This window comes from Intrasporangium zincisolvens, assembly GCF_034724055.1.
GTDB classification, from domain to species: Bacteria; Actinomycetota; Actinomycetes; order Actinomycetales; family Dermatophilaceae; genus Monashia; species Monashia zincisolvens.
Window position 1 is genome coordinate 752,503 of sequence record NZ_JAWIIL010000001.1, and the last position, 22,995, is coordinate 775,497.

A 22,995-nucleotide genomic window follows, 5' to 3' on the forward strand; every position below is an offset into this window, starting at 1 on the left:
GCTCAGGAGGGGAAGACCGTCGCCCAGTCGCGCTGCATGCTCGCGACGGTCCAGCCCAGCCGACGGGCCACGTCGGTGATCGGCTCGGCCTCGTCCACCGTCGCGGCGGCGCTGACGTAGGCGAACTCGCGGTCGGGGTCGTCGTGGTCGACGAGCAGTGCCAGGCTCGGGCCGTCCCCGCTCGCGGCCCATTCGAGCATCTCGCGGTCCCCGCCGGAGTTGCCGGCCGCGAGCACCGGGGCGCGGCCGAGCTGGGCCTGGATGTTGGAGACCTTGACCTCGCCCTCGTTGGGCCTGCCGTCGAGCTGGGCCGACCGGCGCAGGGCCGGTCGGCCGTGCGCGTCGCGGGCGTACGTGTACGTGATCTGCGTGCCGACGACGAGCTCGGGCGGCACTCCGTACAGGTCGAGGCTCACCGAGCGGACGAACTCCGTGCCACCCCCGGTGACGAGCCCGATGGTGAACCCGCGCTCCCGCAGGGCGTCGACCAGCTCGAGCATCGGCACGTACAGGGTCGAGCGGAGAGGACGGTCCAGCGCCGTGTGACGGGCGCGCGACATGAAGTCCCTGACCTCGGCCGCGAACGCCTCCGGCGCCTGGCCGTCGAAGAGCTCGACGAGCGCCATGGCCACCCGGGCGAGCCCGAGCTCGCCGAGGGCGGTCGTGTCACCGTCCAGGAGCGCGGCGTACTCGGCCCGGTCGGCGAGCAGCGGGTCGGCTGCGGCGCGACGCCCGAGCGCGTCGACGAAGAAGTCGAGCTGCGCGTAGGTCGGACGCTCGGCCCAGAGGGTGCCGTCGTTGTCGAAACAGGCCAGACGGCGCTCGGGAGGCAGCTCGGACGACGCGTCGAGGAAGGCCGTGAGGGCGTCGCGCGTGGCTCCGGGCCGCCATGACGGCAGGAGTGCCGCACTCACGTCGGGCGCCTGACGCACCGGAACCCGACGTGGCTCATGCCGGTGTCGATCATCTGCGGCCGGCGCGCCGCCGGGCGGTAGCGCAGGCAGTAGGTGTCGGCGCACAGGTGCGAGCCCCCCTTGACGACCTTGCGCCCGACCCGGAACTGCGGCTGCGCCGGGTCGTAGCTGGCCTCGAGGTCGCCGCCGCGGGGGTTGGCCGGGGCGCAGCAGGGGGAGCCGGCGTCGTCGGGGTGGCGAGCCGTCCACCAGTCGTCCGTCCACTCCCAGACGTTCCCGGCCATGTCGAACAGGCCGAACCCGTTGGCGGGGAAGCTGCCCACCGGCGCCGTCCGCAGGTAGCCGCTCTCGCCGGTGCTGCGCCAGGGGAAGTCGAGCCCGTCCCACGTGTTGGCCATGATGCGGCCGCCCGGTCGGGGCTCGTCACCCCACGTGAACGGCCGTCCGTCGAGGCCCCCGCGCGCCGCGTACTCCCACTCGGCCTCGGTCGGCAGGGACAGCCCGGCCCACGCCGCGTACGCCGCGGCGTCCTCGTGGGCCACGTGCACCACCGGGTGGTCGGCCCGGCGCGTGACCGAGCTGCCGGGCCCTTCGGGGCGGCGCCAGCTCGCTCCGGGCGTCCACGTCCACCACTGGCTGAGGTGGCGCAGGTCCACCGGCCCGTCCGTGGGCGTGAAGACGAGGGAGCCCGGCTGGAGGTTCTCGGCCGGCGCGCCCGGGTAGTCGGCCGGGTCGAGGGGGCGCTCGGCCACCGTGACATGGCCGGTCGCGGCGACGAAGGCCCCGAACTGCGCATTGGTGACGGCCATCGGCTCGATCGAGAAGGCGTCCACGTGCACCCGGTGCGTCGGCGCCTCCTCCGGGTAGTGGTCGTCCGAGCCCATGGTGAACAGGCCACCGGGCAGGTCGACGAGGCCGGCGCCCGGGTCCCGGCGCCGCGGGCGGGCGCTCTCCCGCCGCGCCGCCTTGCTCATCTGCTGGCGACCCCGCCGCGCAGCTTCTCGAGGACCTTGTCGAGCGAGAAGCTGGCCGGCTCCTGTCGGGGCGGGAAGTCGACGAGCGTCTGCAGCATCCGGGCGACGTACGCCTGGGCCGGCACGAGCACCCAGGCGTGGTCGAGCAACCAGTCGTAGTACGTGTTCGACGTGATGTCGGCCCGCTCGTAAGGGTCGGTGCGGAGGTTGAAGATCTTGGGCACGCGCAGCACGGTGAACGGCTCGGCCCAGACGTTGAGGGTGCCGGTGGCCCGCTGCTCGAGGAAGACGACCTTCCAGTTGTCGTAGCGCAGGGCCGTGAGGTCGCCGTCGTCGGAGACGTAGAAGAAGTGCTGGCGCGCGCTCACGTCGGACGCGCCCGTGACGTAGTCGAGCTGGTTCTGGCCGTCGAGGTGGACCCGGTAGGTCGTCCCGGCCAGGTCGGTGCCGGCCCTGAGCCGGTCGGCCACGTCGGGGTCACCGGCGGCGGCGAGCAGCGTGACAAACCAGTCGGCGTGGCTCACGATGCCGTTGAGGACCCGGCCGCCGTCGATGTGGCCGGGCCATCGCACCATCGCCGGCACCCGGTAGGCGCCCTCCCAGTTCGAGTTCTTCTCGTTGCGGAACGGTGTCATGCCGCCGTCCGGCCACGTGTTCATGTGCGGGCCGTTGTCGGTCGAGTACATGACGATCGTCGACTCGGCCAGGCCCTGCTCGTCGAGGAAGTCGAGCACCCGACCCACGAGCTCGTCGTGGTCGACCATCGTGTCGTGGTACTCCGACTGCCATCGCCCGGCCTTGCCGCGGCTGCCGTCCCTGAGGTGGGTGCGGAAGTGCATGTGGGTCGTGTTGAGCCAGAGGAAGAAGGGCGTGTCGGCGTTCTTCGCGTCGGTCATGAAGCGCAGCGCCTCGGGCACCACCTCGTCGTCGATGGTCTTCATCCGCTCCTTCGTCAGCGGACCGGTGTCCTCGATGCGTGAGGTGCCGTCCCCGTTGGCCCACGCGTGGATGACGCCCCGCGGGCCGAAGTTCTTCCGGAAATCCGGGAACTCCTCCGCCGACGGGTAGTCGTCCTGCTCGGGCTCCTCCTCGGCGTTGAGGTGGTAGAGGTTGCCGAAGAACTCGTCGAAGCCGTGGGCCGTCGGCAGGAACTCGTCGCGGTCGCCGAAGTGGTTCTTGCCGAACTGCCCCGTCGCGTAGCCGATGGCCTTGAGCGCGGTCGCGATCGTCGGGTCCTCGGCGCGCAGGCCGATGTCGGCTCCCGGCATGCCGACCTTCGTCAGGCCGGTGCGGTAGGGGTTCTGGCCGGTGATGAACGCGGCCCTCCCGGCGGTGCAGCTCTGCTCGCCGTAGTAGTCGGTGAAGCGGACGCCTTCGGCGGCGATGCGGTCGATGTTGGGCGTCCGGTAGCCCATCAGTCCCTCGGAGTAGCAGCTGAGGTTGCTGATGCCGATGTCGTCGCCCCAGATGACGAGGATGTTCGGCCGCTCGGCCATGGCGCCTCCAGACTCGAGATCAGACGATGCGATCCACGCACGCTAGAGGCCCGCGACGCCCCGGGGACTCACTCTTCGGGGGTGGCTTTGGGGGTGGCTCTCGTCGGCGCGCTACGCCTGGGGCCGGGGCGCACGGCGGAGGTCGACGTCCGCCGGGGTCGCCGCGCCGAGGACCTCGGTGAGGCTCGCCCGGACCAGGCGGGCCGCAGCGGCGGCGTCGGTGAAGGTGCGGCTGAACTCCGGCTCCGGCCCCTCGCGCTCCCAGCCGAGCTCGGCCAGGGCCGACTGCTGGTCGCGGGTCAGGTCGGTCAGGCCCTCGAACTCCGTGTCACCGATGCACTCGAGCGCGACCACGCTGCCCACCCTGCGCACCTGCACGAAGACGTCCGGCACCCGGGGTCGCCCACTCGAGCGTGCCCCGGCCCGGCGCCATCCGCGCGGGGCGCGCGTGCCGTGCGTCTCGGTGTGCTCGGTCGAGGCTCGGGACGGCACGTGGACGGTGAACGTCATCCAGTCGTCCTCGGTCAGGGCAGCGAGGTCCGTCGCCATGCGCGCCGTCCAGGCCTCCCAGGTCTCCTCGAGCGCGTCGGTCATGCGCCGGCCTCCGGCACCGCGGCCTCCATGAGGGCGCGCAGGTGGTCCGGGATCGGCGTCGGGCGGCGCGTCGTGGCGTCGATCTCGACGTGGACCCAGTGGCCGAGCGCACAGATGGCGCCGTCGGCGTCCGGGATGCTGCCGCCCGCGCGCTCCGGGTCGACGAAGAGCCCCAGCTGGTAGGTGACGCTGCTCGTGCCCAGGCGCGTGACCCGAAGCCCGACGACGAGCGGCGTCGGGAAGGCCACCTCGGCGTAGAACGCGCACCCGGACTCGGCGACGACGCCCTGGGTGGGGTCGCGCGTCGGGTCGATCGTCACGTGCTCGGCCTGCCAGCCGTTGATCGCCGAGTCGAACAGCTCGTAGTAGACGGCGTTGTTGAGGTGGCCGTACATGTCGTTGTCCGACCAGCGCGTCGTCACCGGCCGGTGCACGGGGAAGTCGGCGAGCGTCAGGGATCGTGGGTCGGCCATCCGCCCATCCTGCCGGACCGGTGGACGGCGACCGCCGGTGTCGGCGGCCCGACCTAGAGTCGAGGGATGGCGTGGAGCGTGGGGCGGGCGACGTGGGTCGGGCAGGTCACCGACCCCGACATCGCCCAGCAGGTCGGCTCGCGCACCTTCGGCCGGGGCGAGGCCTACGCCGCCGAGCGCCGGGTCCGGTCCATCGCCACCCGTCCCGACGGGCTCATGATCCTCGGCACCATCGCGGGCAGCGGCGCCGAGACCTACCAGACGATCATCGAGGCGCGCCCGCACCCGAAGGGCCGCGCGCACCTGTGGAACGGCCGGTGCAGCTGCCCCGTCGCCACCGACTGCAAGCACGTCGTCGCGCTGCTCATGACCGCCCGCGACGTCGCCAACGGCGTGCTGCCCGAGGCCGTCGTCGAGCCCGAGGCCAGCGCACGCGTCGGCGAGCCGGCCGCGTCCCCCCGCCCCGACCCCGGGCCGCGGCTCGTGCACTGGTCCGACGTCCTCGGCCACGTCCGCCCCCGCACCGACGCCGCCCCGAGCGTCGACGCGCCGCCGGAGCCGCGCGGCGACCTCATGCCGGCCGGCCTGCTCGTCGACGTCGTCTACCGCGACCCGCGCGGCCGCGGCGGCCTGCCCGAGCCGGGCTACGGCGTCCGGCCCACCCGCTGGACCCGCGCCGGCACGTGGCACCGCACCCTGACCTGGCACGACGCCCTGCCTCAGTGGCGCGCCGGCATCCGCCTGCTGCCCGAGCACGAACGGGCCCTGACCCGCCTCTACGACGCCGCGCGCCACGGGTCCGGCGGCACGACGCACCTCACGGCCGCGCCGCCCATCGCGCTCGACGCGAGCCCCGACGTGTGGCCGCTGCTCTCCCGCGCCCGCGACGCCGGCGTGGCCCTCCTCCCGGGCGAGGGCGTCACCGGGCCGGTCACGGTCCTCGACGACCCCGCGACGCTCGAGCTCCACGTGCGCCGCGCGCCCGGAGACTCCGGCGACCTCGTCGTCGACGTGCAGGTCGTGGGTCTGCCCGACGCCGACGGCGGGGCGGGCGAGGACGCCGAGATCCTCTTCCTCGGCGACCCGGTCCACGGTGTCGCCGTCTCGGCCGACGACGGCGCCCTGACGTTCGTGCCGCTCGAGCAGGACCTCGGGCTCACCCCCGCCGCCCTCGAGCAGGCCGTGGCCGGGCTGCGCGTCCCGGCCGACGAGAGGGCCCGCTTCCTCGGCTCCACCGTGCCGGGACTGCGGCAGCGCGTGCGGGTGCGCTCCGAGGTGCCGCTGCCGGTCGCCGACGCGTCCGACGACGGGCCACGTGGCCCCGAGCGGGTCACGGTCCACGTCCGCGTCGTCCACGACGTGCCCGGCGAGCTGCGCGTCGACCTCGGCCACGCCTACGACGGCGTCCTGCGGCCCCTCACCGAACGTCCCGCCCACGGCGTCCACGGTGCCCTCGGCGCTCTCGGCATCCGCCGCACCCGCGACCGCGACGCCGAGACCGCCGCGACGCTCGCGGCCACGTCGCTGCACGCCGTCCCGGGCGCCGTCGGGGGCCTCGCCGAGAAGCTGCCGTGGCTGCGTTCCCGGCTGCACCTGCGCGGCGTCGACGCGGCCCGGTTCGTCTCCGAGCAGCTGCCCACGCTCGAGGCCGACGAGCACGTCACGGTCGAGGTCGACGGCGACCTCCCGCCGTACGAGGAGGTCACCGCGCCACCCGTCGTGCACATCGGGGCCACCGATCCCGCCCGCGACGCCGTGCCCGGCACGACGGCGCGCGAGCGTGCCGAGCCCGGTGACTGGTTCGACCTGCGGGTCATCGTCGAGGTCGACGGCGAGGAGGTGCCGTTCGAGCCGCTCTTCGCCGCGCTCGCCGCCGGCGACGACATCATGCTCCTCGACTCCGGCTCGTGGTTCCGCCTCGACCGGCCCGAGCTCCTCCGACTGCGCACACTCATCGACGAGGCCCGCGACCTCGCCGACCCCGACACCGGCGCGCTGCGCCTCAGCGCCCACCACGCCGACCTCTGGGAGGAGCTCGCCGCCCTCGGAGTCGTCGAGCAGCAGAGCGCCCGCTGGGCGGCCAACGTCGCGGCGCTCTCGCCCCTCTCCGACGCCCCTGCGGCCGAGGTCCCGCCCGATCTCCGTGCCACCCTGCGTCCGTACCAGCTCGACGGCTACCACTGGCTGACCCGGCTGTGGGACGCCCGCATCGGCGGAATCCTCGCCGATGACATGGGCCTCGGCAAGACGCTCCAGGTCATCGCGGCGCTCGCGCGCGCCCACGACCTCGGCGAGCTCGGCGGCGTCACCCCGGAGCGTCCCGACGCCCGGGGCCCGGTGCTCGTCGTCGCGCCCACGAGCGTCGTCGGCACCTGGCTGCAGGAGCTGCACCACTTCGCGCCGCATCTGCGGGCCGTCGCCGTCACCGCCACCGAGCGCAAGCGCGGGACCGCCCTCGCGGAAGCCGTCGCCGACGCGCAGGTGGTCGTCACGTCGTACGCCGTGCTGCGCCTCGACGCCGATGCGTTCCACGGGATCGCTTGGGGCGGAGTGGTGCTCGACGAGGCGCAGTTCGTCAAGAACCGCCAGGCCAAGACCCACCTCGCGGTCCGCCGGCTCGGCGTGCCGTTCACGCTCGCGGTCACGGGCACGCCGCTCGAGAACTCCCTCATGGACCTCTGGTCGCTGCTGTCGCTCACCGCGCCCGGCCTCTATCCGCGCCCCGACGTCTTCACCCAGCACTACCGGCGGCCCATCGAGTCGGGGGAGCGGCCCGACCTGCTCGACCTCCTGCGCCGCCGCATCCGCCCGCTCGTGCTGCGTCGCACCAAGGAGCAGGTCGCCCTCGACCTGCCGCCCAAGCAGATCCAGGTCGTGCCGCTCGAGCCGCACCCGGTGCACCGGCACGTGTACGACCAGCACCTGCAGCGCGAACGCCAGCGGATCCTGGGCCTGCTCGGCGACGCCGACGCCAACCGCGTCGCGATCCTCGCCTCCCTGACGCGCCTGCGCCAGCTCGCCCTCGACCCCTCGCTCGTCGACCCCGCCCAGGCGGGGCGCGCCACCGCGGCCAAGGTGGAGTTCCTCGTCGACCAGCTGCGCGAGCTCGCCGCCGAGGGCCACCGCGCTCTCGTCTTCAGCCAGTTCACCGGGTTCCTGCGCCTCGTCGAGGCCGCGCTCACCAAGGCCGGGCTGTCGACCGCCTACCTCGACGGCTCGACCACCGACCGGCAGGACGTCGTGCGCGGCTTCCGCGAGGGCGACGCCGTCGCGTTCCTCATCAGCCTCAAGGCCGGCGGCTTCGGGCTCACGCTCACCGAGGCCGACTACGTCTTCGTCCTCGACCCGTGGTGGAACCCCGCCGCCGAGGCCCAGGCCATCGACCGCGCGCACCGCATCGGCCAGGACAAGCCCGTCACCGTCTACCGCCTCGTCTCGGCCGGCACGATCGAGGAGAAGGTCGTGGCGCTGCAGGAGCGCAAGCGCGACCTCTTCGACCGCGTCGTCGACGAGGGCGGGTCGATGTCCGGGGCCATCACCCCCGACGACGTCCGCGACCTGCTCGCCCTCGACTGACCTCTCGAGGCGGGCGCAGCCCGGTTTGACCTCAAGGCCAGTTGAACTCGCAGGATCGGGGTAGTGGGTACGTCATCCCCGACGCCGCCCAGCCGCCCGGACACCCCTGTCGGCGCCTCGAACGCGCGGCATAGAGTGAACGGAGCCGGAAGGTCTCCAGAAAGGAACGACAAGTGGCTTACACGCTTCCCGAGCTCGACTACGACTACGCAGCTCTCGAGCCGCACATCAGCGCTCGCATCATGGAGCTGCACCACAGCAAGCACCACAAGGCCTACGTCGACGGCGCGAACGCCGCGGTCGCCAAGCTCGAGGAGCTGCGCGAGTCCGGTGACTACGCAGCGGTCAACGGCGTCGAGAAGAACCTCGCGTTCCACCTCGGTGGCCACACCAACCACTCGGTGTTCTGGAAGAACATGAGCCCCGACGGTGGCGGCCAGCCCGAGGGCGAGGTCAAGGCCGCCATCGACGAGTACTTCGGCGGTTTCGAGAAGTTCCAGGCGCACTTCAACGCCAACGCCAACGCCATCCAGGGCTCCGGCTGGTCCATCTGGGCCTGGGACACCATCGCGCAGCGGCCGCACATCATGCAGCTGTTCGACCAGCAGGGCAACATCCCGGTCGGCCAGATCCCGCTGCTGCAGCTCGACATGTGGGAGCACGCCTTCTACCTGCAGTACGAGAACGTCAAGGCCGACTACGTCAAGGCCTGGTGGAACGTCGTCAACTGGGAGGACGTCTCGGCCCGCCTCGAGCGCGCCAAGGCGACGGCCGGCCTCATCATCCCGGCCTGACGCTCCACGCAGCACACGGTCGTGGGCGGGCGGTCACCCCACGGGGTGGCCGCCCGTCGCCGTGTGCCGGGCCTCAGCCCTTTGTGTCGAGGCACTCCATGGCGCGTGCGGCGGCGCGCTTGCCGGCCGCGAGGGTCTCGCCCGTCCACGAGACGCGGTCCCACGACACCGGCAACTTGTCCGACACGGCCACACTGAGCGCGATCATCGCCACCGAACCGTCGGTCTTTCGAGCCGCGTTGGTCAGCGCGAGCGAGCGCGAGTGGTCGCCCTCGGGCCCGAGGCCGGGGCTGCCGTCGTCGTGGACGTAGGTCCGGTCGATGCCGAGCACGTACCAGTCACCGGTGTCGGTCGTTGCGGCGAAGACGTAGGACGTGCCGGTGATCGTGCCCGGATGGGCAGCGACCGACGTGGCCACCCGTTCGACGAGAGCCTTCGGTGCCGTACCGCACGCCGGCTCCCTCGCCGATGAGGCCGACGACGACGTGGCGACCCCGGGAGTGGATGCCGGCGGCCCGGCCGTGCAGCCGGCGAGCAGTCCGATGGCACCGACGACGCCGAGGGCTCGTCCCGTGTTCCCCTGTGTACGAGTCATGCCCGCGACCCTAGACGGTCGAGGCGGTACCTGTGGGGCGGGCGAGGCGGTCGACGACGCCGAGCAGCAGCGCCTCGCGCAGCGCCGGCGGGACGACGTCGAGCAGCGCGTTGACCGGGGCCATCCGCTCGGGCAGCTCGATGGTGCCGCCCTCGCCGCCGAGGCCCGCAGCCGCGAGCAGGGCGGAGAACGTCGCCTCGTCGAGGGCGGCGGGGTCGACGGTGGAGGCCATGGTCACCAGCTCGGCCGACACGACGACCGGGCCCGACGCGCGGGCCGCGACCGTGGCGTCGGCGAGGTCGCGGGCGACGAGGTCGGACGACGCGGCCGTCGCCGCGCTCAGGGTGAAGTGCAGCGTCGGCGGCAGCGGCCCGAACCGCATCTGTGGCTGGACGAACCAGCCGCGCGCGAGCATCTCGTCGCTGATCGTGAAGACGTCGCAGGTCTCGTCGGCGGTGACGGCGAGGAGCGTCGAGTCGGGCGGCGCGGCGAGGGCGAGCCCGGGCACGTCGGACGCTGCGGCGGCGAGATCGAGGGTGGCGCGTCGGGCCGTGCGGGCCAGCTCCCCGTAGCGCTCGGCGCCGATGTGGTGGACGACCGCCCAGGCTGCGGCGACGGGTCCGCCCGACTTCGTCGACTGCGCCGTCGTGTTGAGCATCGTGTAGCCGGGCCACCGGGCCGACGCGAACAGGTGCGTGCGGCGCAGGTCGGCAGACGCGTGGAGCAGCACCGACACCCCCTTGGGCGTGTAGGCGTACTTGTGCAGGTCGAGGGAGATGCTCGTGACGCCCGCAACCTCGAAGGTCCACGCCGGCTGGTCGGGCTCGGTGGCCCGCAGGTGCGGCAGCACCCAACCGCCGATGCACGCGTCGACGTGGCAGCGTGCGCCGGCCGCGGCAGCCGCTGCGGCGATCGGGGCGACGGGGTCGATGACGCCGTGCGCGTACGAGGGTGCCGAGGCGACGACGAGGACGGTGCTCGCGTCGATCGCCGCCGCCATCGCCTCGGGCACGGCCCGCTTCGTCACGGGGTCGACGTCGACGAGCACCGGCTCGACGCGGAGCCAGTGGGCGGCCTTGTGGAACGCGGCGTGCGCCGTGACGGGGAGCACCATCCGCGGGTGGGTGACGTCGGATCGGGCGTCGCGCGCCGCCAGGACGGCCAGCATGATCGACTCGGTACCGCCGGAGGTGACGACGCCGGCGAATCCCGCTGGGGCGTCGACGAGCCCACCGGCGATGCCCACGAGGTCGTTCTCCATGGCGAGCAGCGACGGGAACGCCGTGGGGTCCAGGCCGTTCGTCGAGGCGAAGTCGGCCAGGGCCTCGCGCCCGATGGCGTCGGCCTCGGCGAGGCCGGAGTCGTAGACGTAGGCCAGCGTTCGGCCACCGTGGGTCGGCAGGTCGCGGCCGCGCATCGCGACCAGTGCCGCCCGGATCTCGTCGCGGTCCATCACGGCGTGCTCCCTTCATGGGGCGGGAAGGTTCGAAGGGCGAGGAGTGAGAGCAGCACGAGCGCCGCCGGCAGCACGGAGAAGCCGATGACGATCGCGGTGAGGGCCGAGTCGGACTGGGCCACGGTCGAACCGGCCGACGACTGGTACCCGCCGACGGCCAGGACCGCCGCATACAGCCCCGGCCCCAGGGCGAGGCCGAGGGTCTCCCCGGCCGTCCAGACGCCGGTGTAGAGGCCGGCCCGGGTGCGGGTCTCCCCGGTGCGGGTCGCGATGTCGGGCAGCATCGCCAGGGGGAACATCTGCGCCCCCGCGTACCCGACACCGACGAGCGCCACCGCCCCGTAGACGGCGCCGTCGGGCAGCGCCCGGGCGCCGAGGAGCAGCAGGGCGCCGGCGGCGAGCAGCAGGGAGGCGATGACCCACCCACGACGCTTGCCGTACGCGGTGCCGAACCGCTGCCACAAGGGCATCACCACGAGAGCCGGTCCGACGAAGCAGACGAAGAGCAGTGTCGCCGCGATGGGCGTGCCGAGGATCCACCGGGCCACGTAGTCGACTCCGGCGAGCATCGCTCCGGTGGCCAGCGCCTGGAGCACGAACGTCAGCAGCAGCGAGCGAAAGGGCTTGTCGGCGCGTACGATCCGCAGCTGCTCACCGAGCGGCGCTGTCGGGGCCTCGGCCTCGTGGAGGTGGGCGGACCGCGTCGTGCGCCAGGCACCGTACGCGCCGCCCGCGATGAGCAGCGCGACGAAGAGCCCGACGGCGCGGTACCCCCACTCCGGCCCGAGCGCATCGCGGATCGCCGGGGATGCGCCACCGCTGACGAGGATGGCGAGGGCGAGCACGGCGACCCGCCACGTCATGAGGCGGGTGCGCTCGTCGTAGTCGTCGGTCAGCTCGGCCGGCATCGCGACGTAGGGCACCTGGAAGAACGCGTACGCCGTCGCGCAGGCCAGGTAGGCGACGGCCACCCACGCGGCGCCGAGCCACACGGGCGCCGACGGACCGAGGAAGAGCAGCGCGAACGCGGCCGCGAGCAGCAGGCCCGCGCGGATGAGGAAGGGCCGCCGGCGTCCGTCAGGGTGGCGCGAGCGGTCGCTGACGCGTCCGGCGACGGGGTTGAGCACGACGTCCCACGCCTTGGGGGCGAAGACGATGACGCCGGCCGCGGCTGCCGGTACCCCGAGGTGGTCGGTGAGGTAGGGCAGCAGGAGGAGGCCGGGCACCGTGCCGAAGGCGCCGGTGGCCACCGAACCGAGCCCGTACCCGCGCCGCACGACCGGGGGCAGCGGTGGCGACGCGAGGGTCATGGACGCACCCTAGGCGCTCAGGCGTCGCGGTGTGCCGAACTCCCCGCGGTGACGGCGAAGGACGACGGCGCGGTGAAGCCGCGCTCGGCGAACGCCGCGTCGATGGCCTGCGACACCTCGTCGACGGCGTCGGCGCGCACGATGGCGATGCACGAGCCGCCGAAGCCGCCGCCGGTCATCCGCGCGCCGAGGGCCCCGAGGCGTCGGGCGGTGTCGGTGGCGACGTCGAGCTCGTCGCACGAGATCTCGTAGTCGTCGCGCATCGAGGCGTGCGAGGCGTCGAAGAGCCGGCCCACCTCGTCGAGGTCGCCGGCACGCAGGGCGGCGACGGCCCGCTCGACGCGGTCGATCTCGGTGACGACGTGCCGCACCCGCCGCCGCATCTCGTCGGTGGGCAACCGGTCCAGCGCCGCCTCGAGCCCCGACGCCGGCACCTCGCGCAGGGTGCCGACGCCGAGGATCCGGGCCGCCTCCTCGCACGCGTCCCGGCGCGCGGCGTACTGGCCGTCGACGAGCTCGTGGTGGGCGCGGGTGTCGGTGACGAGCAGCGCGTAGCCGGCCGAGGCCAGGTCGAAGGGGACCGGCTCGGTCTGCCACGACCGGCAGTCGAGCAGCAGGGCGGTGGCGTCATCGCACAGCAGCGCGGCCGACTGGTCCATGCCGCCGGTCGGGGCCCCGGCGATCTCGTTCTCGGCCCGGATGCAGGCCTGGGCGAGGCGCGCCCGCGCGTCGGCGTCGTCGAGGAGGCCGAGACCGGCGAGGTCACTGACGGCCGCGCCGACCGAGCACTCGAGGGCCGCCGAGCTCGACAGCCCGGCGCCGACCGGCACGACCGAGTCGATGACGACGTCGAGGCCCGGCACGTCGTGCCCCTCCCGGCGCAGCGCCCACAGCACGCCCGCGACGTACGACGCCCAGCCGCCGGGACGCTCCGGGGAGACGTCGTCGAGCGCGACCTCCGCCGGGGCCTCGCTCTGCAGCGAGCAGACGCGCAGGACGCCGTCGTCGCGCACGGCGGCCGCCGCGTACGTGCGGTGCGGCAGGGCGATCGGCAGGCAGAGGCCGCCGTTGTAGTCGGTGTGCTCGCCGATGAGGTTGACGCGCCCCGGGGCCGACCAGACGCCCGCGGGCTCGCGGCCGTACCGCTCGACGAAGTGGGCCCGGACGCTCTCGATGACCTGCGCCGGTTCGCGCGTGCTCACGGAGCCACCTCTCGCAGCCGGGACGCAGCCTGCTCGGGAGCGACGTCGTTGACCCAGCCGCCGACGCCCGACTCGGACCCGGCGAGGTACTTCAGGCGGCCCGGGCCGCGCAGCACCGACATGAGCTGCAGGTGCAGGCGTGAGGCGTCGCGGCCGACCTTGGCCGGGGCCTGCTGCCACGCGGCGATGTACGGCAGCGAGACGGGCGAGCCGTCCTCGGCGACGTAGTAGCGGTCGAGCCGGCCGAGCAGGTCGTGGTAGACGGCGGCGAGGTCGTCGCGCTCGTCGTCGTCGAGGGCGACGAGGTCGGGTACGTCGCGGTGCGGCGCGAGGTGCACCTCCACCGGCCACCGGGCCGCGAACGGCACGTAGGCAGTCCAGTGCCGTCCCTCGATGACGACGCGGGAGCCGTCGGTGCGCTCGGCCGCGAGCACGTCGGCGCCGAGAAGCCGCCCGGTGCGCTCGAGGTGGCGCTCGGCGGCGTCGAGCAGCTGACGGGTGCGGGCCGGCACGTACGGGTAGGCGTAGATCTGCCCGTGCGGGTGCGGCAGGGTGACGCCGATCTCGCGGCCGCGGTTCTCGAAGGCGAAGACCTGCTGCACCTCGGGCCGCGCACCGAGGGCCTCCGTGCGCTGGGCCCACGAGTCGACGACCATCCGGACGCGGTCGACGGAGAGGTCCTTGAACGAGCTCTCGTGGTCGCTCGTGAAGCACACGACCTCGCAGCGCCCCTCGGCCGGGCGCGTGGCGAACAGCCCTGCGGCAGCTGAGGACTCATGCCCCTCGGCCTCGACGGCGTACGAGGGGAAGCGGTTCTCGAAGACGACGACCTGGTACTCGGTCTCGGGGATCTCCGAGGGAGCCGTGCCGCGCCCGGCGGGGCAGAGGGGGCACTCGTCCTTCGGGGGCATGAAGGTGCGGTTCTGGCGGTGCGCGGCCACGGCCACCCAGTCGTCGACGAGGGCGTCGTAGCGCACCTCGCCGGACCGGACGCGCGGCTCGACCGGACGCGGGTCGGGCGCCGTGCGCTCCGGCGTACCCGGCTCGTCGACGTAGATGATCTCCCGGCCGTCGGCCAGGGTGCGGGAGGTGAAGCGGTGGCTCATGAGGTGGCTTCCACGATCTCGAGGGAGCCCACGGCGTCTCCGAGGGCGGTGCGGGCGCGCTCGCCGAGGCCGGCGTCGGTGACGAAGACGTCGACGTCCTGCAGGTCGGCGAAGGTGCTGAGCCCCACGGTGCCCCACTTCGAGGCGTCGGCGAGGACGCACACGGTGCGGGCCGAGCCGATGAGGGCGCGGTTGGTCTCGGACTCGACGAGGTTCGGCGTGGTCAGCCCGGCGCGGTCGTCGACGCCGTGCGCACCGAGGAACAGCACGTCGTAGTGCAGCGACCGCAGAGCGGACACGGCGACCGGCCCGACGAGGGCGTCGGACGGCGTGCGGATGCCGCCGGTGAGCACGACGGTCTGCCCGGGTGCCCCGGACTCGTGGAGCAGCTGCGCCACCGGCACCGAGTTGGTCACGACCGTCAGCTGCGGCACGTCCTTGACGGCGCGGGCCAGCTCGTAGGTCGTCGTGCCCGCCGAGATGCCGATCGCCATGCCGGGTGCGACGAGGCGGGCGGCGTGCTGCCCGAGGGCCTGCTTCTGCGCCAGCTGCAGGTGCGACTTGGCCGAGAAGCCCGGCTCCTCGCTCGACCTCGTGCCTCCGACGGCGAGGGCGCCGCCGTGCACGCGCTCGAGCAGGCCGTCACCGGCGAGCCGCTCGATGTCGCGGCGGATGGTCATGTCGGAGACGCCGAGGCGCTCGACGAGGTCGGAGACCCGGACGGCCCCTTCGCCCTCGACGAGGTCGAGGATGACGGTTCGGCGTTGGCTGGCGAGCACGCTCAATCCTCTCGTACGACGGCGACCGCTCCGGCCGAAAGCGTGACGACACCCTCGACGCGTCGGTCGGCGACGAGGTCGTACCCGGTGGCGACGAGATCATGCGCGGCGTCGGTGTGGTTGAGCAGGAACAGCCACGAGCCGTCCTCGCCGACGCGACGGGTGGCCTCGACGCCGACCGGGAGCCCGGCGACGGCGGGGCCGACACCCGCGGCGGCGAGCACGTCGTCGAGGAGGGCACCGAGCGTCGCGTCGTCGGGGAGCGTGCTGAGGTACCAGGCGGCCCCGCTGCCCGCGCCCCGACGCGTCACGGCGGGTCGGCCGGCGAGCGGCCCGGACGCGTACGAGGCGAGCACCTCGGTGCCCGGCAGGGCGGTGACGTCCTCGCTCCACCACGTGCCGTCGCCCTGCGACAGCGTGACTCTCTCGTCGCCGTCGAGGGGGAAGAACTCCTCGACGCGGACGCCGAGCAGGTCGCGGAAGGCGCCGGGGTAGCCGCCGAGGCGGACGTGGTCGTGCTCGTCGCTGATGCCGGAGAAGTACGTGACGACGACCTGCGCGCCGCGCTCGGCGGCGGCCGTGACGGCGGCGGCCGCGGCGTCGGTCACGGTGTAGAGCTGGGGCACGACGACGACGTCGTAGCCGTCGAGGTCGGTGTCCGGGTGGACGACGTCGGCGGTGACTCCCCGGCCGTGCAGGACGCGGTGCACGGCGTAGGCCGCCTCGAGCGCGTCGAGGTCGGAGGAGGGCAGGCACGGGCCCTCGGACGCCCAGATCGCCTGGTAGTCGTGCAGGATCGCGACCCGCGCCTCGACGCGGCTGCCGACGAGCTCGCCGAGCCGGCCCGCGATGCGGCCGAGCTCCTCGACCTCGCGGAACCGGGCGCTGTCGGGCCCGGCGTGTGGCACGACCGCGCTGTGGAACTTCTCGGCGCCGGCACGCGACTGGCGCCACTGGAACCAGCCGATGGTGTCGGCGCCGCGCGCCACGTGGGCGAGCGCGTCGCGGATCGTCTGCCCGGGGGCCTTGGCGTGGTTGACCGGCTGCCAGTTGACGGCGCTCGTCGAGTGCTCCATGAGCATCCACGGGGCGCCGCCGGCGAGGCCGCGCGTCAGGTCGCCGCTGTAGGCGAGCTCGGCGCGCGGGTGGGCGAGGGCGTCGACGATGTAGTGGTCGGTGCTGACGACGTCGACGGTGTCGGTCCACTGCGCGTAGTCGAGGTGGCGGAAGTGGGCCAGCGTCATGAAGTTCGTCGTGACGAGGACGCCGGGGGAGCACTCGTCGAGGACGGCCCGCTCGGCGCGCATGAAGTCGAGCAGCGCGTCGGAGGAGAAGCGCTTGTAGTCGAGCACGTGCGTCGGGTTGTTGAAGGTCGTCGAACGCCGCGGCGGCAGCACCTGCTCCCATGCGGTGTAGCGCTGGCTCCAGAAGGCGGTGCCCCACGCGTCGTTGAGGCCCTCGAGCGTCGAGTACCGACGCTGCAGCCACGTGCGGAAGTGGCGCGCGCACTCGTCGCAGTAGCAGGGCAGGTTGTGGCAGGCGTACTCGTTGGACACGTGCCACATGGCGAGGGCCGGGTGCTCGTGGTAGCGCGTCGCCAGCTGCCGCGTCAGGGCGAGCGCGTACTCGCGGTAGACGGGCGAGGTGGGGCACCAGGCCTGTCGGCTGCCCGGCCACAGCGTGTGGCCGTCGACGTCGACGGGGAGGATCTCGGGGTGGGCGGTCGAGAGCCACGGCGGCGGGGTGGCGGTGGCGGTGGCGAGGTCGACGGCGATGCCCCCGGCGTGGAGCGTGTCCATGACGGTGTCGAGCCACTCGAACTCGTACTCGCCCTTGGCCGGCTCGAGCCAGCTCCACGAGAAGATCCCGAGGCTGACGAACGAGACGCCGGCCCGCTGCATCAGCTCCACGTCCTCGTCCCAGACGGCACGGGGCCACTGCTCCGGGTTGTAGTCACCACCGAGGGCGAGGGTCTTCGTCGGCCATGAGCGCATGGCGCCCAGCGTGGCCGGTGACGTGGGCAATGTCAACATTTTCGAACACGCCGGCTTGGGCGCTGTTCGATTGTCCTGTCCGGTCCGCCAGCCGATCCTCGCCCGCCCGTCCCGACCGATGGGTGGCTGGCCGCGCTGGATCCCACACGGCCACAAGGAGTGGAGAGCGCTGGTTGTCCAAGGTTCTCGGCCGAATCTTTATGTCTGGTCCTCTTGACAGAAGTGTCAGAGGTCGGGATTCTCGTGTTTGTTGTTGGCCGGTTCTGAGCGGACATGTTCGTTCTTGACTCGACCGCACCACACCAGGCACAGCGTCAAAGGAGACCGCAATGACCCGCCCGAGCACCGAGGCCGAGTACCTCGCTCGCATGGTTCCCCCCTCCGTTCGCGGCATCGACCGTCGGACCCTGCTGCGCGGCGCCGTCGGCGTCGGCGCCCTGCTCGGAGCCGGCGGCCTCGCGGCGTGCGGCAGCAGCTCGGGCGGCAGCGGCGTGCCCACCGGCGCCGTGACGGGCACCGTCACCGTCGGGTCCAACCAGTCCGACGCCGTGCCGAAGGCGGCCGTCCAGTCCTACATGGACGCCTTCGCCAAGGCCAACGCCGGCACGACGGTCAAGATCAACACCGTCGACCACAACTCCTTCCAGGAGAACATCAACAACTACCTGCAGGGCTCGCCCGACGACGTCTTCACGTGGTTCGCCGGCTACCGCATGCAGTTCTTTGCCGAGAAGGGCCTCGTCGGCGACATCTCCGACGTCTGGTCCGGCATCACCGGCATGGGCGACGCCCTGAAGAAGGCCTCGACGGGCGCCGACGGCAAGCAGTACTTCGTGCCGATGACCAACTACCCGTGGGCCGTCTTCTACCGCAAGAGCCTCTGGCAGGCGAAGGGCTACGAGGTGCCCAAGACCCTCGACGACCTCAAGACCCTCGGCGCCCAGATGCAGAAGGACGGCCTCGCCCCGATCGCCTTCGGCGACAAGGACGGCTGGCCCGCGATGGGCACCTTCGACCAGCTCAACCTCCGCGTCAACGGCTACGACTTCCACGTCAGCCTCATGGCCGGCAAGGAGGACTGGACCAACCCCAAGGTCAAGAAGGTCTTCGACACCTGGGCCGGTCTGTTGCCGCTGCACCAGCCCGACGGCCTCGGCCGCACGTGGCAGGAGGCGGCGCAGTCGCTCCAGCAGAAGAAGTCCGGCATGTACGTCCTCGGCTCCTTCCTCGCCCAGCAGTTCGGCAAGGGCGCCGAGCAGGACGACCTCGACTTCTTCACCTTCCCCGAGGTGGACTCGACGATCGGCACCGACGCCATCGAGGCGCCGATCGACGGCTACATGATGAGCGCCCGACCCAAGAACGAGGGCGCGGCCAAGAAGCTGCTCCAGTACATCTCGCAGCCCGAGGCCCAGCTGCTCGCGCTCAAGGCCGACCCCAGCGTCATCGCCACGAACGGCAAGGCCGACACGAGCGGCTACACGGCGCTGCAGAAGAAGTCGAAGGAGTACGTCCAGTCGGCCAAGTCCATCGCGCAGTTCATGGACCGCGACACCCGCCCGGACTTCGCCTCGACGGTCATGATCCCCGCCCTGCAGACCTTCCTGAAGAACCCGAAGGACATCGACGGCCTCTGCTCGAGCATCCAGGCCCAGAAGAAGAGCATCTTCGGGTCCTGACAGGAGGCGACTCATCATGGCGAGCACACGCAGGTACAAGGGCATCGACCAGCTGTCGGCGCGCGACCGGGTCGTCATCGCGCTGATGGTGGCGGTGCCGACGCTCCTCGTCCTCTGGCTCGTCTGGATCCCGGCGATCGGCTCGGTCCTGCTCTCGTTCACCAACTGGGACGGGATCGGGCCGCTCTCCGGCATCAAGTCGGTCGGGCTCCAGAACTACCGCGACGTCACGACGATCTACCCGCCGTTCTGGCCGGCGATCCAGCACAACCTCATCTGGCTGGCCGTGATGTTCCTCGTCGCGACCCCGCTCGGCATGCTCTTCGCGGTACTCGTCGACCGCGGCGCGGCGGGCACGCGGTTCTACCAGACGAGCATCTACTTGCCGGTCGTGCTGTCGCTGGCGCTCATCGGCTTCATCTGGCAGCTCATCTACTCGCGCGACCAGGGACTGCTCAACGCCGTCCTGCACACCAAGACCGACTGGTACGGCGACTCCAGCGTCAACCTCTGGGCCGCGCTCGTCGCGGCGACGTGGCGCCACTCCGGCTACATCATGCTGCTCTACCTGGCCGGCCTGAAGGGCGTCGACCCGTCGCTGCGCGAGGCGGCGAAGATCGACGGCGCCAGCGAGACGACGACGTTCTTCCGTGTCGTCTTCCCGGTCATGCGACCGATCAACATCATCGTCCTCATCGTCACGTTCATCGAGTCCCTGCGTGCCTTCGACCTCGTCTGGATCATCAACAAGGGCCGCAACGGGCTCGAGCTCATCTCGACCCTCGTCACCCAGAACGTCGTCGGCGAGGCGAGCCGCATCGGCTTCGGGTCGGCGCTCGCCACGATCATGCTCGCGATCTCGAGCGTGCTCGTCTTCGTCTACCTGCGCATCGCCATGAAGGAGGACTGACATGACCGACGTGTCCGTCACCGCCGACGCCGTGGAGCCGGTGCGGGAGCGCACCCCCTCCCCGGCCCCGCCGCGCGAGGGCGGCCCGAGGTCGGGACGCCGCTGGTTCCTGCCGCTCGTGCTGACCCTCGTCTCGCTCATCTGGCTCTTCCCGCTGCTGCTCGCGCTCGTCAACTCCTTCCGCGACTACGCGTACACGGCCCGAAACGGCTACGTGTCCTGGGGTGGCTTCACCCTCGACAACTACAAGAACGCCTGGGAGAGAGGCGAGTTCGCGCTCCACTTCTGGAACTCGTTCATCATCACGGTCCCCGCCGTGCTCCTGACGCTCTTCCTGTCGGCGTGCGTCGCCTTCGTCGTCGCGCGCTTCTCGTGGAAGGTCAACTTCGCGCTGCTCGGCTTCTTCATGGCGGCCAACCTGCTGCCGCCCCAGGCGCTGCTCATCCCGGTGTACCGGATGTTCCGCGCCATCGAGGTGCCGTTCTGGTTCAGCGAGTCGGGCACGCTGCTCAACAGCTTCCAGGGCCTGATCCTCGTCAACGTCGCGTTCCAGACCGGCTTCTGCGCCTTCGTCCTCAGCAACTACATGAAGGCGCTGCCCAAGGAGCTCTACGAGTCGGCCGTCATCGACGGCGCGAGCGTGACGCGTCAGTTCTGGCAGATCACCCTGCCGCTGTGCCGACCGGCCCTGGCCGCGCTCGCGGTGCTGCAGACGACGTGGATCTACAACGAGTTCTTCTGGGCCACGGTGCTGCTCCAGCAGGGCGACAAGTACCCGGTGACGAGCTCGCTCAACAACCTCCAAGGCCAGTTCTTCACCGACAACAACCTCGTGGCCGCGGGCTCGATCATCATCGCGGTGCCTACGCTGGTGATCTTCTTCGTGCTCCAACGACACTTCGTGGCGGGCCTGACGCTCGGCGCGACGAAGGGATGACGTGAACCACCCGACCCGCCCGTCCCAGCCGTCCTCCTCCCCGGTCGTCGTCGAGTCCGCGGGCACCGCGCTGGCGCTCGAGCCCCGCACCGACGGCCTGCCGGAGGTGCTCCACTGGGGCCCCGTCCTCGAGGGCGGGCCCGGCACCTACGCCGCCCTGTCCGCCCTGACGGTCGCCCCCGTCCCGCCGAGCGCGCTCGACGAGCCGTGGCCGCTCACCGTCCTGCCCGGCGAAGCCGACGGCTGGTCCGGCACGCCCGGGTGGGCCGGGCACCGCGGCGGGTCCGCGGGCGCCGTGCGCTGGTCGGACGTCACGTGCGCGGCCGAGGGCGCCACCGTCTTGACCCGCGCGACCTCGGTGGACGGCATCCGCCTCGAGCTGCGGCACGCGCTCGACGCGCACGGCGTCCTCCGCGTCGACGCGTCGGTGACGAACACGTCCGACGCCGCCGCCCCGCTCGACGTGTCGGCGCTGCGCGCGATCCTGCCGCTGCCGCTGCGCGCCGACGAGGTGCTCGACCTCACCGGCCGCTGGTGCCGCGAACGCTCGCCGCAGCGCAGCCGGCTCGACCACGGCACGCACCTGCGCGCGTCGCGGCGCGGTCGCACCGGCCACGACGCGACGCTCCTCCTCATGGCGGGCACCCGCGGGTTCGACTGGGGCTCAGGGGAGGTCTGGGCCGTGCACACCGCGTGGAGCGGCAACCACGAGCACCTCGTCGAGGCCCTGCCGGAGGGGGCCGGCCGCCACCACGCCGTCCTGGGAGGGGCAGAGCTGCTCGCGCCGGGCGAGGTGCGTCTCGCGCCGGGGGAGACCCACGAGGCCCCGACCGTCGTGTTCGTCCACTCGACCGACGGTCTCGACGGCCTGTCGCGCCGACTCCACCGGAGCCTGCGCGCCCGTGCCGGCCACCCGTCGCGGCCGCGTCCGGTCGTCCTCAACACGTGGGAGGCCGTCTACTTCGAGACCGACCTCGGCCACCTGAAGTCCTTGGCCGACAAGGCTGCCCGCATCGGCGTCGAGCGCTTCGTGCTCGACGACGGCTGGTTCGGCTCGCGCCGCCACGACCGCGCGGGCCTCGGCGACTGGGTCGTCTCGGCCGACGTCTGGCCCGACGGCATGGCGCCCCTCGTCGACCACGTCAAGGGCCTCGGCCTCGAGTTCGGGCTGTGGTTCGAGCCGGAGATGGTCAACGAGGACAGCGACCTCGTGCGCGCCCACCCCGAGTGGGCGCTCGGCCCGGCAGCCGGCGCCCCGCGCGAGTGGCGCTGGCAGCAGCTGCTCGACCTCACGAACCCCGACGCGTACGCCCAGCTGCTCGAGCGGATCAGCGCGCTCGTCGCCGAGTACCGCATCGACTACATCAAGTGGGACCACAACCGCGACCTCCTCGAGGCCGTGCACACGGTGGACGGCCCCGGCGGACGCCGCGTCGACGCCCCTGCGGTGCACGAGCACACGCTCGCCTTCTACCGCCTGCTCGACGACCTCCGGGCCCGTCACCCGCGGCTCGAGATCGAGTCGTGCAGCAGCGGCGGCGGGCGCGTCGACCTCGGGGTGCTCGACCACACCGACCGCATCTGGACCAGCGACTGCAACGACGCCCTCGAGCGGGCGAGCATCCAGCGCTGGACGAGCCTGCTCGTGCCCGCCGAGCTCATGGGCACGCACGTCGGCCCGGCCACGGCGCACACGACGCACCGCACCGTCGACCTCGGCTTCCGCACGCTCATGGCACTGCAGGGGCACGCGGGGCTCGAGTGGGACATCACGACGTGCTCGGACGACGAGCTCGAGGCGCTCACCGCGTGGACGGCGCTGGCCCGCGAGCTGCGACCGCTGCTGCACGCCGGCGACCTCGTCCGGTCGGAGAGCCCCGACGGCACCGTCCTCGTCACCGGCACCGTCGACGCCGACCGCGGCCGCGCCGCCTACACCGTGGCGCGCCTCGTCACGGGGCGCGACGCCACCACGGGGGCGCTGCCGCTGCCGGGTCTCGACCCGCGGCGCAGCTACTCCGTGCGGGTGCGTCCGGAGGCGGGAGCGCCCGCGGTCGTCCAGCACGGGGCGCCGTCGTGGTGGGAGCCGGCGCTCGCCGCCGAAGGGGTCGTCGTGCCCGGCTCGGTGCTCGGCGTCGTCGGCCTGCCGGTGCCGGTCCTCGGCCCGGCCCAGGGCTACCTGCTCGACGTCCGCGCCGTCTGACCC

At 72.5% G+C, this 22,995-nt stretch carries 18 protein-coding genes; 6 read left to right on the forward strand and 12 right to left on the reverse strand.

What is annotated here, in order from left to right; translation table 11 throughout:
* Positions 1-2 precede the first annotated feature (2 nt).
* The 5 genes from RY076_RS03395 to RY076_RS03415 all read right to left on the reverse strand — a co-directional run bounded on the left by RY076_RS03395 (position 3) and on the right by RY076_RS03415 (position 4,451).
* Positions 3-914, reverse strand: a complete 912-nt coding sequence (locus RY076_RS03395; protein WP_323096141.1) for an HAD family hydrolase — start codon at positions 912-914, stop codon at positions 3-5.
* Positions 911-1,888: a formylglycine-generating enzyme family protein gene (locus tag RY076_RS03400; protein ID WP_323096143.1), complete on the reverse strand. Its 978-nt coding sequence runs from the start codon at positions 1,886-1,888 to the stop codon at positions 911-913. Before RY076_RS03400 ends, RY076_RS03395 begins: the two co-directional genes overlap by 4 nt.
* Positions 1,885-3,384 (reverse strand): arylsulfatase, encoded by a 1,500-nt coding sequence (locus RY076_RS03405; protein ID WP_323096145.1) that lies wholly within the window; start codon positions 3,382-3,384, stop codon positions 1,885-1,887. The genes RY076_RS03400 and RY076_RS03405 overlap by 4 nt, the downstream gene beginning before the upstream one ends.
* Positions 3,385-3,495: 111 nt before the next feature.
* The gene (locus RY076_RS03410) at positions 3,496-3,978 is read right to left on the reverse strand and encodes a TY-Chap domain-containing protein (protein ID WP_323096147.1); all 483 of its coding nucleotides are present in this window, start codon (positions 3,976-3,978) and stop codon (positions 3,496-3,498) included.
* Positions 3,975-4,451, reverse strand: coding sequence for an acyl-CoA thioesterase (locus RY076_RS03415; RefSeq protein ID WP_323096149.1), 477 nt, complete (start codon positions 4,449-4,451; stop codon positions 3,975-3,977). Before RY076_RS03415 ends, RY076_RS03410 begins: the two co-directional genes overlap by 4 nt.
* Positions 4,452-4,517: 66 nt before the next feature.
* Between RY076_RS03415 and RY076_RS03420 the strand changes: the two genes are divergently transcribed.
* Positions 4,518-8,027 carry a DEAD/DEAH box helicase gene (locus RY076_RS03420; protein WP_323096150.1) on the forward strand — a complete coding sequence of 1,170 codons (3,510 nt, stop codon included), beginning with the start codon at positions 4,518-4,520 and terminating at the stop codon, positions 8,025-8,027.
* 173 nt (positions 8,028-8,200) lie between these two features.
* A complete protein-coding gene (locus tag RY076_RS03425) occupies positions 8,201-8,821 on the forward strand; it encodes a superoxide dismutase (RefSeq protein ID WP_323096152.1) in 621 nt (206 codons plus the stop codon).
* Between the two features lie 73 nt (positions 8,822-8,894).
* Here RY076_RS03425 and RY076_RS03430 read toward each other — a convergent pair whose 3' ends face one another.
* Genes RY076_RS03430 through RY076_RS03460 form a run of 7 tightly spaced genes read right to left on the reverse strand, consistent with a single transcriptional unit; the run spans position 8,895 to position 17,263 of the window.
* Positions 8,895-9,416 carry a hypothetical protein gene (locus RY076_RS03430; RefSeq protein ID WP_323096154.1) on the reverse strand — a complete coding sequence of 174 codons (522 nt, stop codon included), beginning with the start codon at positions 9,414-9,416 and terminating at the stop codon, positions 8,895-8,897.
* Between the two features lie 10 nt (positions 9,417-9,426).
* Positions 9,427-10,869 (reverse strand): pyridoxal phosphate-dependent decarboxylase family protein, encoded by a 1,443-nt coding sequence (locus RY076_RS03435; RefSeq protein ID WP_323096156.1) that lies wholly within the window; start codon positions 10,867-10,869, stop codon positions 9,427-9,429.
* Positions 10,869-12,182: an MFS transporter gene (locus tag RY076_RS03440; protein ID WP_323096158.1), complete on the reverse strand. Its 1,314-nt coding sequence runs from the start codon at positions 12,180-12,182 to the stop codon at positions 10,869-10,871. The genes RY076_RS03435 and RY076_RS03440 overlap by 1 nt, the downstream gene beginning before the upstream one ends.
* 17 nt (positions 12,183-12,199) lie before the next feature.
* Positions 12,200-13,384: a galactokinase gene (galK, locus tag RY076_RS03445; protein ID WP_323096160.1), complete on the reverse strand. Its 1,185-nt coding sequence runs from the start codon at positions 13,382-13,384 to the stop codon at positions 12,200-12,202.
* Positions 13,381-14,490: a galactose-1-phosphate uridylyltransferase gene (gene galT / locus RY076_RS03450; protein WP_323096162.1), complete on the reverse strand. Its 1,110-nt coding sequence runs from the start codon at positions 14,488-14,490 to the stop codon at positions 13,381-13,383. The genes galK and galT overlap by 4 nt, the downstream gene beginning before the upstream one ends.
* Positions 14,487-15,269, reverse strand: a complete 783-nt coding sequence (locus tag RY076_RS03455; protein WP_323096164.1) for a DeoR/GlpR family DNA-binding transcription regulator — start codon at positions 15,267-15,269, stop codon at positions 14,487-14,489. Before RY076_RS03455 ends, galT begins: the two co-directional genes overlap by 4 nt.
* 2 nt (positions 15,270-15,271) lie before the next feature.
* Positions 15,272-17,263 carry a beta-galactosidase gene (locus tag RY076_RS03460; RefSeq protein WP_323096166.1) on the reverse strand — a complete coding sequence of 664 codons (1,992 nt, stop codon included), beginning with the start codon at positions 17,261-17,263 and terminating at the stop codon, positions 15,272-15,274.
* Between the two features lie 329 nt (positions 17,264-17,592).
* On the opposite strand from RY076_RS03460, the gene RY076_RS03465 reads away from it, so the two are divergent.
* Genes RY076_RS03465 through RY076_RS03480 form a run of 4 tightly spaced genes read left to right on the forward strand, consistent with a single transcriptional unit; the run spans position 17,593 to position 22,992 of the window.
* The gene (locus RY076_RS03465; protein ID WP_323096168.1) at positions 17,593-18,942 is read left to right on the forward strand and encodes an ABC transporter substrate-binding protein; all 1,350 of its coding nucleotides are present in this window, start codon (positions 17,593-17,595) and stop codon (positions 18,940-18,942) included.
* A gap of 16 nt (positions 18,943-18,958) precedes the next feature.
* Complete coding sequence (locus RY076_RS03470; RefSeq protein ID WP_323096170.1) at positions 18,959-19,852, forward strand: carbohydrate ABC transporter permease; 894 nt, start codon at positions 18,959-18,961, stop codon at positions 19,850-19,852.
* A gap of 1 nt (position 19,853) precedes the next feature.
* On the forward strand, positions 19,854-20,789 hold the full coding sequence (locus tag RY076_RS03475) for a carbohydrate ABC transporter permease (RefSeq protein ID WP_323096172.1): 936 nt from the start codon (positions 19,854-19,856) through the stop codon (positions 20,787-20,789).
* Position 20,790: 1 nt separating this feature from the next.
* Entirely contained in the window at positions 20,791-22,992 is a 2,202-nt protein-coding gene (locus RY076_RS03480; protein ID WP_323096173.1) for an alpha-galactosidase, read from the forward strand.
* The last annotated feature ends 3 nt before the right edge of the window (positions 22,993-22,995 follow it).